The organism is Bacillus sp. BB081, from assembly GCF_008368895.1.
GTDB classification, from domain to species: Bacteria; Bacillota; Bacilli; order Bacillales; family Bacillaceae_G; genus Bacillus_A; species Bacillus_A wiedmannii.
On sequence record NZ_QOZX01000034.1, the window covers coordinates 42,434 to 57,535 of the forward strand.

Annotated in this window: 11 protein-coding genes and 3 other annotated features (1 of these 14 running past the window's edge); of the genes, 6 read left to right on the forward strand and 5 right to left on the reverse strand. The window is 35.1% G+C overall.

Annotated elements, in window-relative coordinates:
• Positions 1–209, forward strand: a binding site (T-box leader); it begins 31 nt to the left of the window's first position.
• Positions 210–263: 54 nt separating this feature from the next.
• Positions 264–3,365, forward strand: coding sequence for an isoleucine--tRNA ligase (ileS, locus tag DN394_RS15755; protein WP_149293959.1), 3,102 nt, complete (start codon positions 264–266; stop codon positions 3,363–3,365).
• A gap of 51 nt (positions 3,366–3,416) precedes the next feature.
• On the opposite strand, the gene DN394_RS15760 is transcribed toward ileS, so the two are convergent.
• Together DN394_RS15760 and DN394_RS15765 are read right to left on the reverse strand one after the other, a co-directional pair.
• Entirely contained in the window at positions 3,417–4,502 is a 1,086-nt protein-coding gene (locus DN394_RS15760) for a DUF418 domain-containing protein (protein WP_149293960.1), read from the reverse strand.
• A 1-nt stretch (position 4,503) separates the two neighbouring features.
• Positions 4,504–5,088: a TetR/AcrR family transcriptional regulator gene (locus DN394_RS15765; protein WP_000045221.1), complete on the reverse strand. Its 585-nt coding sequence runs from the start codon at positions 5,086–5,088 to the stop codon at positions 4,504–4,506.
• 327 nt (positions 5,089–5,415) lie between these two features.
• Here DN394_RS15765 and DN394_RS15770 point away from each other — a divergent pair, with 327 nt between their 5' ends.
• Positions 5,416–6,927 (forward strand): M36 family metallopeptidase, encoded by a 1,512-nt coding sequence (locus DN394_RS15770; protein ID WP_064460252.1) that lies wholly within the window; start codon positions 5,416–5,418, stop codon positions 6,925–6,927.
• A gap of 103 nt (positions 6,928–7,030) precedes the next feature.
• Here DN394_RS15770 and DN394_RS15775 read toward each other — a convergent pair whose 3' ends face one another.
• Entirely contained in the window at positions 7,031–7,513 is a 483-nt protein-coding gene (locus DN394_RS15775) for a hypothetical protein (protein WP_000709311.1), read from the reverse strand.
• Between the two features lie 244 nt (positions 7,514–7,757).
• On the opposite strand from DN394_RS15775, the gene DN394_RS15780 reads away from it, so the two are divergent.
• The 4 genes from DN394_RS15780 (at position 7,758) to DN394_RS15795 (ending at position 13,566) form a co-directional block, all read left to right on the forward strand.
• The gene (locus tag DN394_RS15780; RefSeq protein ID WP_141550992.1) at positions 7,758–9,113 is read left to right on the forward strand and encodes a UDP-N-acetylmuramoyl-tripeptide--D-alanyl-D-alanine ligase; all 1,356 of its coding nucleotides are present in this window, start codon (positions 7,758–7,760) and stop codon (positions 9,111–9,113) included.
• 66 nt (positions 9,114–9,179) lie between these two features.
• Positions 9,180–9,391 (forward strand) — a binding site (T-box leader).
• Positions 9,392–9,496: 105 nt separating this feature from the next.
• Complete coding sequence (aspS, locus tag DN394_RS15785) at positions 9,497–10,795, forward strand: aspartate--tRNA(Asn) ligase (protein ID WP_097993975.1); 1,299 nt, start codon at positions 9,497–9,499, stop codon at positions 10,793–10,795.
• A 115-nt stretch (positions 10,796–10,910) separates the two neighbouring features.
• Positions 10,911–11,159 (forward strand) — a binding site (T-box leader).
• A gap of 115 nt (positions 11,160–11,274) precedes the next feature.
• Positions 11,275–12,615, forward strand: coding sequence for a sodium-dependent transporter (locus DN394_RS15790; protein ID WP_088092678.1), 1,341 nt, complete (start codon positions 11,275–11,277; stop codon positions 12,613–12,615).
• A 36-nt stretch (positions 12,616–12,651) separates the two neighbouring features.
• Positions 12,652–13,566, forward strand: coding sequence for an alpha/beta fold hydrolase (locus DN394_RS15795; protein WP_097993977.1), 915 nt, complete (start codon positions 12,652–12,654; stop codon positions 13,564–13,566).
• A 35-nt stretch (positions 13,567–13,601) separates the two neighbouring features.
• Here the strand turns inward: DN394_RS15795 and DN394_RS15800 are convergent, their stop codons facing one another.
• Both DN394_RS15800 and DN394_RS15805 read right to left on the reverse strand, forming a co-directional pair.
• Positions 13,602–14,177: a nucleotidyltransferase family protein gene (locus DN394_RS15800; RefSeq protein WP_097993979.1), complete on the reverse strand. Its 576-nt coding sequence runs from the start codon at positions 14,175–14,177 to the stop codon at positions 13,602–13,604.
• 24 nt (positions 14,178–14,201) lie between these two features.
• Entirely contained in the window at positions 14,202–14,999 is a 798-nt protein-coding gene (locus DN394_RS15805) for a lipid II flippase Amj family protein (RefSeq protein WP_087982567.1), read from the reverse strand.
• Between the last annotated feature and the right edge of the window lie 103 nt (positions 15,000–15,102).

Below are 15,102 nucleotides of genomic sequence, written 5' to 3' on the forward strand. Positions count from 1 at the left end.
TGAATTGTTCCCCAGAGAGCCGGTGTATAGCTGAAAGCCGGTGTGCAGACGTTATTTGAAAATCATCTCCGAGGAGCCGAGGCTGAAAATAAGTAAGCCCGGACGGATGTCTACCGTTACAAAGAACACGTATGATAGTACGTTGCTAAGTGCTATTAGCGAAGAGCTAATAGAATTAGGGTGGTAACGCGGTTAAACCCGTCCCTACTTCATAGGGACGGGTTTTTTGTGTGCTTTAAAATATTCAAAAGGAGTGATTGTAGATGAAGAAAGTAGATGTAAAAGAGTCAGCTGTAGGGAGAGAAACACGTATTCGTAAGCAGTGGAACGAGCAAAGTATTTTCGAGCAATCAATTCAGAATCGAGAAGGCGCACAGTCTTTTGTGTTTTATGAAGGACCACCAACGGCGAATGGATTACCGCATGTAGGTCATGCGCTTGGACGGACAATTAAAGATGTAGTAGCAAGATATAAAACGATGGCTGGTTATAAAGTGCTACGAAAAGCGGGATGGGATACACACGGTTTACCTGTAGAATTAGGTGTTGAGAAGCAACTCGGTATTTCTGGTAAACATGAAATTGAAGAGTATGGAATTGAGCCATTTATTCAGAAGTGTAAAGAGAGTGTATTCACATATGAGAAGCAGTGGCGTGAATTCACTGAAAGCATCGGTTATTGGGTAGATATGGATGATCCATACGTTACGCTAGAGAATCCATATATCGAAAGTGTATGGCATATTTTAGGGACGATTCATGAAAAAGGATTATTGTACAAAGGGCATAGAGTCTCACCATACTGCCCAAGTTGTCAAACTTCACTAAGTTCACATGAGGTTGCACAAGGGTATAAAACAGTAAAAGACTTAAGTGCAACAGTTAAGTTTCAAGTAAAAGATAGTGAAAATGAATATTTCCTAGGGTGGACAACGACACCTTGGACACTTCCAGCAAATGTTGCGCTCGCTGTACATCCAAATATGGAATACGTGAAAGCGAAACAAGAAGGTCATGTATACATTGTTGCGAAAGAACGTGTACAAGATGTATTAAAAGAAGACTATGAAGTATTATCTGTTCATAAAGGTGAAGAATTAGTAAACACATCTTATATGCCGCCATTTCCAATGAAAGAAGTTACAAATGGCTATCACGTTATCGCAGCAGATTTTGTCACGGCAGATAGTGGTACAGGACTCGTTCATATCGCTCCAGCATATGGGGAGGACGATTATAGAGTCGTTCAAAGTGAAGGATTGTCATTCTTGCATGTTGTAGATGAGAAAGGTGAATATACAGAAGCAGTACCATTTTTGAAAGGGAAATTTGTTAAAGATTGTGACGTGGATATCGTTCGTCATTTAGCGAAGGAAGGTTTACTGTATCATAAAGAAAAGTATGAACATAGCTACCCACATTGCTGGCGTTGTGATTCACCACTTCTTTATTATGCAGGAGAGAGTTGGTTAATCCGAACAACTGCAATTAAAGATACATTTTTGCAAAATAACGATTCTGTTACTTGGTATCCAGACCATATGAAACATGGACGCTTTGGTAAGTTTTTAGAAAATATGGTGGACTGGAATATTAGCCGAAATAGATATTGGGGAACACCATTAAACGTATGGGAATGTGAAAGTTGCGATCATCAATTCGCACCGAAAAGCATTGCTGATTTAAGAAAGCATAGTACAAAAGAAACACCGGAAGATTTGGAATTGCATAAGCCATATGTAGATGAAGTGCAAGTTTGCTGTGAAAAATGCGGAAGTACAATGAATCGTACACCAGAAGTAATTGATGTTTGGTTTGATAGTGGTTCCATGCCATTTGCGCAATATCATTATCCATTTGAAAATAAAGAGTTATTTGAAGAACAGTTTCCAGCGGATGTTATTGCAGAAGGCATTGATCAAACACGCGGATGGTTTTATAGTTTATTAGCAGTATCAGCACTATATACAGGAAAAGTACCTTATAAACGAGTGTTATCACTAGGACATGTATTAGACGAAGAAGGACAGAAAATGTCTAAAAGTAAAGGGAATGCACTAGATCCAGTTGATTTAGTAAATCAGTTTGGTGCAGATGCTTTAAGATGGGCGCTACTCGTTGACAGTGCACCGTGGAATGCGAAACGTTTTTCTGAAAGAACAGTACTGGAAGCAAAATCTAAGTTTGTAGATACATTAGTCAATGTGTATAGCTTCTATGTTTTATATGCAAATTTAGATGGGTATAATCCGAAAGAAACGTATGATGTAAAGCGGACGAAATTGGATGAATGGGTATTATCAAGATTGCATAGCACTACGAAAAAAGTGAGAACAGCACTTGATGATTATCAATTTACGAATGCAGCTCGTGAAATCGCGGCACTTGTAGATGAAGTAAGTAACTGGTATGTAAGACGATCACGTAATCGTTTCTGGGAGTCTGGTATGAATGCTGAAAAAGCAGCTGCGTATGAGACACTTCATGAAGTACTTGTAACAATTAGTAAATTAATTGCACCATTTACACCATTTGTCGCTGAAGATATTCATTTGAATTTAACTGCAAGTAGCGTTCATTTAGAGGATTATCCAGTTGTAAATGAATCACTACTTCAGCCGAAATTAGAAGAGGAAATGGATGCAGTTTTACAGGTTGTTGAACTTGGAAGAAGTAATCGTAATCAGCATTCTTTAAAAGTAAAACAGCCGTTAGCAGAACTTGTATTACTAGCGCATAATGAAAATGATATGGATTGGGAATCTTATCGTGATATCGTCATGGATGAGCTAAATGTCAAAGCGTTTCATGTTGAACTCGATGAAACGAAATATACGTCCTATCAATTAAAGCTGAATTTTAAAACAGCTGGGCCGAAGCTTGGTAAAAATGTGAATGCAGTAAATACATGGCTAAAACAATTACCAAAAGAAGAAGTGCAACATTTTGTATCTACAGAAAGAGCAGTTTACGAAGCAGCACCAGGAGAAGAAGTAGTTGTAACAGCTGAAGATGTACTGGTAGAGAAAGTCGCAAAATCAGGATTTTCTAATACGACTAACGGACAATATACAGTTATGTTAGATATGAATGTAACGGAAGAATTGTTACAAGAAGGAGTAGCTCGTGAATTCATTCGAGCGGTTCAAGAATATCGTAAGCAGTTAAATTTACCGGTTAATTTACGAGTAGATGTTATTCTTGATACAGAGGAAGAACTACAACGAACATTAACGAACCATAAAGATTTATTGGAAGAAAATTTACTCGTTAAGCAATTTACATTTGATCACTTAACGAATGAAGACGATGAACTATCTTTAGGTGAAGCGAAAGTTCGAATTAAATTAAGCGCGGCTCATTAAAGAAAAAAGGAAGTTGGAATGATTCCAACTTCCTTTTTGTATGATGGAAATTTATCCGGCTAATTTCCTCATAATCCATTCGATAGGTCCTCTAGAAAATTTCTTTCCCCATAACACACTAATTAAAATGCTGAAAATGAAAAATCCACTAGCAAATAATAAAACGAATAGTAGTGATTGTTGTTCCATTTTATTTAATAGAATTAACGTCCCAATACCGATAAATACATGGCTGACATAATGAGTTAATGTTAATTGTCCTGTTTGTACAATGGAAGTGACAAACCAATTATTTCTATATTTTTCAGCGATGTTGAGGCAAATGATTAATATAGCAATAGCGGATCCTGTAGCAGATAAAATATATAATACATTTGGTAAGATGGGTCCTGTATTAAATAAAAATGTGGCAGCCCCTTTGCCGATATATGGAATAAAAAAGTGAGTAAGCCCTTTTGATAAAAGTTCTGACAATATTGTAATTGTAATACCCAGTAAGAGTAATCTTTCTCTAATTTTCTTATTATGAAGATCTAACCTGCCAATTATCATACCGATTAAGAAGAACGAGAACCAAGGGAAAATAGGGTGATAGCCATTAAAGAATAAATTGCGAAGAAAACCTTGTATTGTCCAGAAGTCTACATAGTTTATGAATGGAGTAGGTCCTCCCCAACCTTCGAAAGTATTGAAAGTAAGCTGAAGAGCTTGTGCGATTAATAAAATAATGATAGAAAGAAAAAGTAATAGTTTTTTGCGTACTGTAATGAGTAATGCAGCGACGAAAAGGTAAACACCGTAGTAGTGTATTATATCCCCAGTCCACTCTAGTCCATATAGTAGTAATCCTAAAATAAATAAGAATAGTGATCGTTTCCATATGGTCTTTCGGCTATTAGAAATTTTTATTTTTTCATTGCTAGCAACGGCTGACCTAGTCATTAAAGTGATACCGATGCCTGCAAGTATAACAAACAAAGCAGAAGCTCTACCTTCAAATAGTGACATGAGGGTTATTAAAAAAGGGGGACCATTTCCTTCTGCACCTGTTATCACCATGAAATTAACAAGTAGCATACCAAACATCGCCAAAGCTCTAGCGAAATCTAAGCCGATAATGCGCTTTTTTGTATTCACTTCAATCCCTTCTTTCAAAAATGCTATTTACAGCTTCAATCCAAATTTGTTTATAATCTATCTTTGCATCAATCATCATAAAATTCCCGATATTATCAAGCACTAATGCTAACATATGAGCTTTTGAAACTAGATTTTTATTTTCAATTAATTGAAGTTTATTTGCTTTTGTAAGGAGTACCTCAAATCCATGTAAATATTCTGTTTGCACAGTTAGTAATCGATCTTTGTACATATTGTTTCTTGAAGATAGTAAAACATATTCTTGTAACACAAGATTAAAATAAGGGTCGTTTCGCTGTTCATCAATTATTTTAAGGCCAATTGCAATACATTTTTCAATAAAATTTGTTTTCGTAAATTCTTCTGTATGAAAATACGAAGAGAACTGCATAGCTTTACATAATTCAGTAAAAATACATTCAATCAAGGCATCTTTAGACTTAAAGTAGTAATATATAGATGGTTTTGCGATACCAACCTTCTCACCAATCATCGTATAAGTTGTTTTAGCAATACCGTACGTAGCAAAAAGGCGATAACTTGCTTCCATTATTGAAGAGAGTGTTTCTTCACTTTTACTCATAATAGATCCTCCTAAAAAAGGTTATTTAAATCGTATCATTCATTAATAATTTTTTCAACCTACCGTTAGGTAAAAAGTCTATTTTTTTAAACAGTAATATGAAAAGTTTCAGGGATAAGGAATGACTTTAGAAATTTCTTTCTAAAGTATTGTTTTCACTTTACGCATAAATATTGAGAAAATTTCACTGACCCTAAATGGAAAGGTAATAGAATTGTTTATAGAGAATTACTCGTAGATTCAATTTTTATCCCCCCATGTTGTGGGGAATGATTGCCTAGTGGTAATGGGATAAGGTTGAGCTACTTTATTAGGGGGAGTGGTTCTATGTTTAATAAAAAAATGGTGGCAATGGCAATGACTGTGCCATTAGTAATGGGGACGATTTCTACGGTTTCGGCGTTGGAAAAACAACAGCAAGTAAAGCTAGAAGCTTATTCGCCGCAGAAAAAAGCAACTGAATATTTAAAAGAAAATGCTGCACAGTATGGATTGAAAACAGACCTTTCAGACTTGCAATATATTTCTACAACAGAAACGTCAGTAGCTTCATATGTTAGATTCCAACAAGTTGTTAATGGTGCGCCTGTATTTTCAAAACAAATTACAGTTACACTTAACGGAGAGGGAAAGGGCGTACTTGCTGTTTCTGATTATCAATCCGTCAAAGGTGTGAAGGAAGTAACGACAAAAATTAGTGAAAAAGATGCAATACAAAAATCAATGGCGTATGTTGGAGAAGCAAGTGAGCAAAACTTATGGGCTCCTACAGAGAAAGAATTCGGATATATTGTTGAAGAGGGAATTGCTCGTCCAGTATATAAAGTTGTAGTCCATTCTAATAACCCGTTTGGTGCATGGGAAACATTTATTGATGCAGAAAATGGGAAGTTAATTAAAAAGGTTGATATAAACCGAAAAGCTGAAGGGACAGGAAAAGTATTTTTACCTAACCCAGTCGTATCTAGTGGTAGTAAAGTAGGCTTAAAAGATAATAACGATGCGGATTCAACAGCGTTAACGAATCAATTGAAGACTGTTACGTTAAAAGGTTTAGATGGGACAGGATTTTTAATTGGAGAGTATGTAACAATTTCTTCAAAAGCAAAAACAAAATCTACAAATTTACAATTTAACTATACACGTGCAAATGATAGCTTTGAAGATGTTATGTCGTATTATCATATCGATACATTACAGCGTTACATTCAAGGGTTAGGTTTTAAAAATATTAATAATCGCTCTATTAAAGTGAATGTGAATGGAACGACGGCGGATAACTCATTTTATTCTCCGACAACGAAAGCTTTAACTTTTGGTACTGGCGGAGTAGATGATGCAGAAGATGCTGGTATTATCGCACATGAATACGGACATTCAATTCAAGATAACCAAGTTCCTGGCTTTGGTAGTTCAGCAGAAGGCGGAGCGATGGGAGAAGGATTTGGTGACTTCTTAGGTGCTACGTATGAAGATGCAGTATCGACAACAGGCTACGGAAAAGCATGTGTTGGAGAATGGGATGCGGCTGCTTATTCTAGTTCAGATCCGACGTGCTTGCGCCGATTAGATACGAATAAAGTGTATCCGAAAGATGTTACAAATGAGGTACATGATGATGGGGAAATTTGGGCACAAGGTCAATATGAGATGGCACAAGCTTTTGGACGTGATGTAGCAACGAAAATTATTTTACAATCACACTGGTCATTAACACCAAACTCTAAATTCAGTGATGGAGCAAAAGCGATTAAGCAAGCGGATGCTCTTTTATATGGCGGACAACATGCTGCTGATATCGATCGTATTTGGGCAGCAAGAGGAATTAGTACGAATTAATATAAAAAGTCGTGGCGTTTATAAGCCACGACTTTTTAATTTGCTTAAGAACTGGTACTAGTAAAGTAAGCTATATGAATGCTAATGTAAATTCATCCGCATTCTAGTTGTTTTTTTCGTCTTTAAAAACAAAATGCTCTTTAAATTTTCTAGACTCAACTTTTTGACCGTTTCTCATAGAGCGGAAAGGGTGTTCTTGCCAAGTAATGATTACATCAACTTCATCTGCTTTTGTGGCAACTGGAAAATTAGTATGTTCAAATCCAGTTTTTCCACTTGCTAAGCGACTTTCCTTTCGTGAGAAAAGTTCATATTTCGTTTTCGTTTTTGGCTCGTTGCGGAATACTTCGACTTGTACGTTATATACTTCACTGTTACCAACATTTTTTACTGAAAATTGATATGTTTTAAATTCATCTTCTTTAGCTTGAAGCATATTTTTATCTATGTTCTTCGGTTCATCAATATTCACTTTCCATTGATCAGAGTTTTGGGAGATTGGTAAAGATTTTGGTGAATAGGCGTATGTTTCATTCACTGCAATTAGGCATAACAAAAGAAGAAAGAAACTAATCGCTTTTTTCATATAAACACCTCGCTATAAAATTTTTATCCCGCATTAACGGGCAGTAAGAACCTCCACCTCAAAATTCAGGGAAAGCAAAGAAGTTAGGTGGGGGATCAACTGCCCGTAAAAGCCCGATTGGTGAGGGCTGATAATCAGTGGGGAGGAACAAAATCCCCACTGATTAAAGTTTCACTTTATCAATATGCGTAAATGAAACAGAAATTATGTAATAAAATGGAAAAAGGGTGATGATTTGATTCAAATGAATTTGAAAAAACTTGAAGAGATAGTAGGTGGTGAAGGGTTACAAGAATCGTTTTATCACATAGAGATATATGGTGTCTGTATAGATTCCAAAAGCATTAAAGAAGGAAATGTATTTGTTCCAATCATTAGGGTGAAAGATGGACATGATTATGTGAAAGAGGCATTCGATAATGGAGCTGTCGCTTCCTTATGGAAAAAGTCTTACGGCACTCTGCCAAAAGGGATGCCGATTATATTTGTAGATGACACTTTGTTTGCCTTGCAACAATTGGCACAATTTTATCGGAAAGAGCTAAATGTAAAAGTAATTGGAATTACAGGTAGTAATGGCAAGACAACGGTAAAAGATATAATAAGCACGATTTTAAGTACAACTCATCGTGTGCATAAAACAAAGGGAAACTTTAATAGTCAAATCGGTTTGCCATTAACTATTTTAGAAATGAAACGAGATACAGAGTTTTTAATTCTTGAAATGGGGATGAGTGAAAAAGGACAAATTCGAAACTTATCAATAATAGCACAGCCAGATGTAGTGATCATTACAATGATTGGCCATTCTCACTTAGAGACGCTTGGATCAAAAGAAGAAATTGCGAAGGCTAAATTAGAAATTATTGATGGATTAAAAGATGAAGGATTATGTTTGTATAATGGTGATGAACCGTTGCTTTTGAAAAATAAGAATCTATCGAGTATAAATTGTAAGGCATTTGGTGAAAAGTATACAAATGATTTGTTTCCAACAAACGTGCAATTAGATGAATATGGTGTTCATTTTAAATTAAATGATTCAAAAATACAGTACGATGTTCCCTTGCATGGAAAACATAGTATTTTAAATGCGATTGTCGGAATCGCCGTAGGTCAATATTATAATGTCCCTACAGAAAAAATACAGGAAGCACTACGGCAAGTAAATATTACTCATATGCGCTTTCAATTTTTAACTGCTAAAACAGGTTTTACAATTATTAACGATGCATGGAATGCCAGTCCCTCTTCAATGAAGGCCGCAATTGAAACGTTACAGACATTAAATGCCTATAAGAAAAAAATGATAGTAATTGGGGATATGTTGGAGTTAGGGGAGAATGCTGAAACATATCATAGAGAAATTGGTAAAATGTTAAATGAAGAGAGCATTCAATATGTATTCACTTATGGAGAGTTAGCTGAAATTGTAGCGGAAGAAGCGAGAAAGAAATATGATATAGGAAAAGTACAGTCATTTAATAGTAAAGCCAAGATAGCAGAAGAAGTATTAAAAGTTATAACGAAAATGGATATCATATTATTGAAAGGCTCACGTGGAATGGCTTTAGAGGAGATTGTACAAAATTGGATATGAAAAATCAAAATATATTTAAAAAGGCTTGCGTTTTATAAAACAAAGAGATAGAATACTCTGTAAATATAAAAAGTGAGGATCAGGAAAAGTACATGATGCAAAGGTCTACAGAGAGCAATCGGTTGCTGAGAAGATTGCGATACCGCATGATGGAAGGACACCTGTGAGTGTTGCTTTGAACGTGATAATTAGTAAAAGCAAACGGTACCTACCGTTATCAGGGCTAAGATGGTCATTATGACAATTTGGGTGGTACCGCGGAAAAATCCGTCCCTATTTATAGGGGCGGATTTTTGTATTCTTTGAAAGGAGGTGAGTGACCGTGGATGATGACGATGACAACAATAATGTAAATAAATATAAAATTAATGGAGGGAAAAATAATGGGGTCAATAATGAAGCGTTCACTCACAAAAGAATGTACGGAGCAAGGCGGCAAGGTTGTATTACTTCAAGGATGGGTAAAAAAGATTCGTCATCTAGGTAATGTTAGTTTTTTATTAATTAGGGATCGATCGGGAGTTATGCAATGTGTATTAGAAAATGAGTTAGCTGGATTTAAAGTAGATGTGGAAAGTGTCGTTCAAGTCGTTGGTGAAATTGTTGAGACTTCGAAAACAGAGTTAGGTGTCGAAGTGCTTGCTCACGAAGTGAAAATATTAAATGGCGCAGAACCACTTCCGTTTGAAATAAATAAAAAGAAGTTACAAGTTGGTTTAGATCAACTACTGAATGAGCGGGTATTATCATTAAGACATGAGAGAACCGCGGCGATATTTAAAGTGAAATCTACACTCGTTCAGAGCTTTAGTGAATTTCTTATAGAGAACGATTTCACACGTATATTTACTCCGAAAATTGTTTCGCAAGGGGCAGAAGGAGGAGCGAATGTTTTTAAGCTTCCATACTTTCAAAAAGAAGCTTATTTAGCACAATCACCACAGTTTTATAAACAGATGATGGTAGCTGGAGGGTTAGAACGTGTTTTTGAAGTTGCACCTGTTTACAGAGCGGAACATCATAATTCTTCCCGTCATTTGAATGAATATATATCGTTAGACGTAGAACTTGGATTTATTCATGATTTTTATGAAGTGATGCAATTAGAAACGGATGTTTTACGATATATGTTTCAACAAGTAGCAAAAAACTGTGAAAAAGAACTACAACTATTACAAATAGAAGTACCTGTTATTACAGAAATACCGAAAATTACATTGTTACAAGCGCAAGAAATTTTGAAAAATAAATACCGGAAAGAGTCGCCAATTGGGGATTTAGATACAGAAGGTGAAAAGCTACTAGGCAAGTATGTGAAGGAAACATATAAGAGTGAGTTAGTTTTCATTACACATTATCCGAAAGAAGCTAGGCCAATGTATACGATGCCGAATAAAGAGAATTCATCTATTACTGATTCATTTGACTTATTATATAAGGGATTAGAAATAACATCAGGGGCACAGCGAATTCATGATTATGAAATGTTACTTGCTTCTTTTAAAGAAAAAGGATTACATCCAGATACATTTCAATCTTATTTAAATACATTCCGATACGGTTGTCCCCCGCATGGTGGTTTTGGAATTGGATTAGAGAGAGTTGTATACAAACTATTAGAATTAACAAATGTACGAGAGGCGAGTGCTTTTCCAAGGGACTGTACTAGACTTATCCCTTAATAATAGGGGAAGAAAATTCCGCATTTTCTCATCAAATTTTAATATATCCCTTGACAGTTATAAATATAACCGATATACTTCATATTAATTTCAAAAGAAAATATATTCTAAATATTAAAATGTGTTGAATAGGAGTAGTAAGGTCGTATATTTGTACAGAGAGCTATGGGTTGGTGTGACATAGTCAAATAACATCCTGAACTCGCCTAGGAGCAGTAAGGTGGAACGGAATCACATTCTTAGTAAATCTTAACGGTTAACCTTCGATATTAGGTTTGTAATCAAACGATTACTACTAAGGTGGATTCATAATGGAATCAATAAGGGTGGTACCGCGTTAAGTAAATGGCTTAGCGTCTCTTTATATAGAGACGTTGAGCCATTTTTTATTTTATGGAAATAGAAATGGAGGGTTTATTTGGATTGGTTTATAAAATTTAATTATTTATATAAAGTAATTTAATTAGGAGGAAAATAAGATGAAACAGACGGAGCAATGGACTTCGAAATTAGGTTTTATAATGGCTGCAGCAGGATCAGCAATTGGACTTGGCGCAATATGGAAGTTTCCTTATATCGCTGGGAAGAGTGGGGGAGGAGCATTCTTTTTAATCTTTATATTATTTACTGTATTAATTGGACTACCACTACTTATAGCTGAATTTATGATTGGACGCAGTACGCAGAAACAAGCAGTTGGAGCATTTAAAAGTATCGCACCTAATACAGGATGGCACTGGATTGGACGCCTTGGCGTTGGAACATGTTTTATACTACTTTCGTTTTATAGTGTTGTAGGTGGATGGGTGTTAATTTATTTATTCAGAGGAGTAACGGGACAACTTATTACTCCGGGACAAAATTATGGAGCATTATTTACTGAAACAATTGGAAATCCCGCTTGGGCGATTATGGGACATTTCACTTTTATGTTCATTACGATTTGGGTTGTATCAAAGGGTGTACAAAATGGAATTGAAAAAGCAAGTAAATATATGTTGCCAGCATTGTTTGTTTTATTTGTTGCTCTTATTATTCGTTCATTAACACTTGATAATGCAATACAAGGTGTGAAGTTTTTCTTACAACCAGACTTCTCAAAGATTACTTCAGAAAGTATTTTATTCGCGATGGGACAATCATTTTTTGCGATTAGTATCGGGATTTCGATTATGGTTACCTATAGCTCGTATTTAAATAAAAAAGAAAGTTTACCAAAATCAGCAGTTACAATTGTTGGATTGAATTTATTTGTTTCATTATTTGCAGGTCTTGCTATCTTTCCGGCCGTATTTTCATTAGGAATGGAGCCGACAGAAGGGCCTGGATTACTATTTATCGTATTACCATCTGTATTTAGTCAAATTCCATTCGGTGGGTTGTTCTTAACAGTATTTCTTGCACTATTTACATTTGCAACATTAACATCGGCATTTTCTCTACTAGAGACAGTTGTTTCAGCATTAGCAAATGGTGAACAAGAAAAGAGAACGAAATTATCATGGATAATCGGTTTCGGCATTTTCTTAGTAGGTATACCATCCGCGTTATCATTTGGAATATGGAGTGATATTACGATTTTCGGAAAGAATATTTTTGATGCAGTAGACTTCTTATCTAGTAATATATTAATGCCACTTGGAGCACTATTTATTAGTATTTTCGTTTCATTCAAAATGGAAAAGAAGGTGCTAGAAGCAGAGTTTTTTGTAGGTGGAAATTATGGAAAGAAAGTATTTACTTGTTGGGCGTTTTTACTTCGATTTGTAGCGCCACTTGCAATAATCATCGTCTTTTTAAATGTAATAGGGATTATTTAATCTAGGATGTTATAATATTTAGAAAAAAAGAAGGTGATGATTATAAAGGCGAATTTGATGGGAACAGGGAAATACATGAACATTAGAGGGAAAAAGCTATACGTTGAAACGTATGGAAATCTTAAAAATAAACCAGTCCTATACTTGCATGGTGGACCAGGAGAAAGTTGCTATGATTTTTCATTTCATCAAGCGGAACGTTTAAAAGATTCTTTATATGTAATAATGATAGATCAAAGAGGTGTTTGTCGCTCAGAAGAAATTACTGAGGACGAAGCTTTTGGATTACATGATTTGATTGAAGACTGTGAGGAACTAAAAAAAGTATTACAAATTGAGAAATGGTCTGTCATTGGACATTCTTTCGGTGGATATGTAGCATTGTTATATGCGTCGATATATCCAAGTTCAATAGAGAAAATCATATTTGAAGCGTCAACTTTCGATTTTGCATTAACAAGTAAAGCTTTGTTACAAAAGACAGGGCATTTATTAAAAAAGTATGGAAAAGAAGAAGTAGCAGAAGAATCCCTTACTTATTCATCTAGCAATGCTACTTCAGAAGAGTTGCTAGAAGCCTATATAAGATTAAGCGATGAATTAAAAGAAAAAAGAATGGAGATTTACAATTATAAGGAAGATGAGACAGATGAGAGTTTATATAGTGATGAAGAGTGGGAAATATTTTCAAATCGCTCCAAAATTCATTTTGATAGATTAAAATTAGAAGGAACAGTTCATACTTCATTATTACGAAAAATAAAAGATATACAAAATCCAATGTTATTAATTGTAGGAAAACATGATGTAGTAACGTGTGAAAAACAAATTGAAACGTTTAATAAAGATGCTCAAAATGGGGATTGTATTGTATTCGAAGAGAGTGGTCATACACCGCATTATGAAGAAGCAGATAGATTTGCTGAAATAGTCATTCAGTTTTTGAAATAAAATAAGGAGCTTCGTATAATACGAAGCTCCTTATTTTAGATTTTGGGATAAGTGATTGTAATACTAGGCCATTTGATTTGCCAATTCTTTTTATGGACTCTATTTTTGTACATAAGAATACGTTCTTTTGTTTCAAGAAAATGAGCTGTTGGCCTCACTTGTAAGGAAAGAACATCTTCAATACCACATGGGGCTGTTAATATGACGTTGTTTAGTTCGTCAAGCGTAACTCCTAAAGCGGTCGCTGTTTCAGGAAACCTAGAAATAGCATCAACGGAAGAAGAATACGGTGGCATATTATTCACTACATGCATACGAGCTTGATTTTTTACCGACCAAGGTATAGAAGCATCCATATTTACCAGTGCTTTCTCTAGTGATTGCTCATATACCTCATCTGTATGTAATTGATCAAAATAAATGACATCAATATCTGGTGTAGCCGTTCGTATTTCGTAGTCATGTAAAGTATCCCAAATTTTAGAGCGAACAAATCCGGCGCAAATCCACCAATCTGGTAGCTCTAGTGATTTTGCCATTTGTAATATATCCATCATCCATTCGTCGTTTTCTATTAAGCGAATTATATCTTGCTCTGTTTTTATATTCATTGATAAATCTACCTTTCTAGTAAATTAATGCATCAGTTCAATAATCCATAAAATCCAGTAAGCACCTGGTACAAATAGTAGCTGTGCTAATAATGTACCGAGAAGTCTAGATATCATTAGCCAACCATACATTTTACTCATAGATTCAACGCCATTTTCTGATTGTAAAGCACGTTCTGTTAAAAGTGCAATACGTGGATCGAGTAACACTGTTAATAAAATAGTAGCAAAACCATTCACAAGTCCAGAAGCTGTACTTGCATTTGTTGCATAATCTGGATTTAAAAAAGAAGCGTAAAGGGCTGAAAGAACACCAGCTGTATAAATTGCAGTAGCAAACATGTTAATAAGCATAATACGTTTTGGAATACCACCAATACGTAGTCTATGAATCATTTCTAATTTTGGAAATCGTACATATTTTTTTGTATACTTTAATTTTTGAATGTTATTTGTTTTCATCATTCGAATGAAAGAACCGTCTGTTTCAAAGTTTCGAATGACATATCCAAATAGTTTTGTCAAAGTTGGATACAGAATAATCGCAAGCAGTGTACCGACAGAGGCAGATAATAGAACGAGCCGTATAATATGCTCTAAATCAATAGAAGAATCTAGTTTTGCTTCATCGACAATCCCGCCAATTAAAAAGGCTTGTAGTAAGTTAGATGTTCTTGAAATAAGCAGTACCATCCCTACGACGGATAAGGCAACGACAATCTTTTTTAAACGAACACCGGCTAATCGAATACTATAGGAACTTGTTTCGACTGCGTGGATAATAATTGTGAAAGCCAGAATAAATATTAAGGTAATTGACATTTAGTTCACCAGTTTCTATTTAGTTAATTGTAACTTTTTTACTTTATCATATCTATTACATTTTGTAACTGAACGTATGTGACATAGAAGAAGAAATTTCCGA

Coding starts and splice junctions, on each gene's coding strand:
- ileS (WP_149293959.1), top strand. CDS start 264: ATGAAGAAAGTAGATGTAAAAGAGTCAGCTGTAGGGAGAGAAACACGT.
- DN394_RS15765 (WP_000045221.1), bottom strand. CDS start 5,088: ATGAGTAAAAGTGAAGAAACACTCTCTTCAATAATGGAAGCAAGTTAT.
- DN394_RS15770 (WP_064460252.1), top strand. CDS start 5,416: ATGTTTAATAAAAAAATGGTGGCAATGGCAATGACTGTGCCATTAGTA.
- DN394_RS15775 (WP_000709311.1), bottom strand. CDS start 7,513: ATGAAAAAAGCGATTAGTTTCTTTCTTCTTTTGTTATGCCTAATTGCA.
- DN394_RS15780 (WP_141550992.1), top strand. CDS start 7,758: ATGAATTTGAAAAAACTTGAAGAGATAGTAGGTGGTGAAGGGTTACAA.
- aspS (WP_097993975.1), top strand. CDS start 9,497: ATGGGGTCAATAATGAAGCGTTCACTCACAAAAGAATGTACGGAGCAA.
- DN394_RS15790 (WP_088092678.1), top strand. CDS start 11,275: ATGAAACAGACGGAGCAATGGACTTCGAAATTAGGTTTTATAATGGCT.
- DN394_RS15795 (WP_097993977.1), top strand. CDS start 12,652: ATGATTATAAAGGCGAATTTGATGGGAACAGGGAAATACATGAACATT.
- DN394_RS15800 (WP_097993979.1), bottom strand. CDS start 14,177: ATGAATATAAAAACAGAGCAAGATATAATTCGCTTAATAGAAAACGAC.
- DN394_RS15805 (WP_087982567.1), bottom strand. CDS start 14,999: ATGTCAATTACCTTAATATTTATTCTGGCTTTCACAATTATTATCCAC.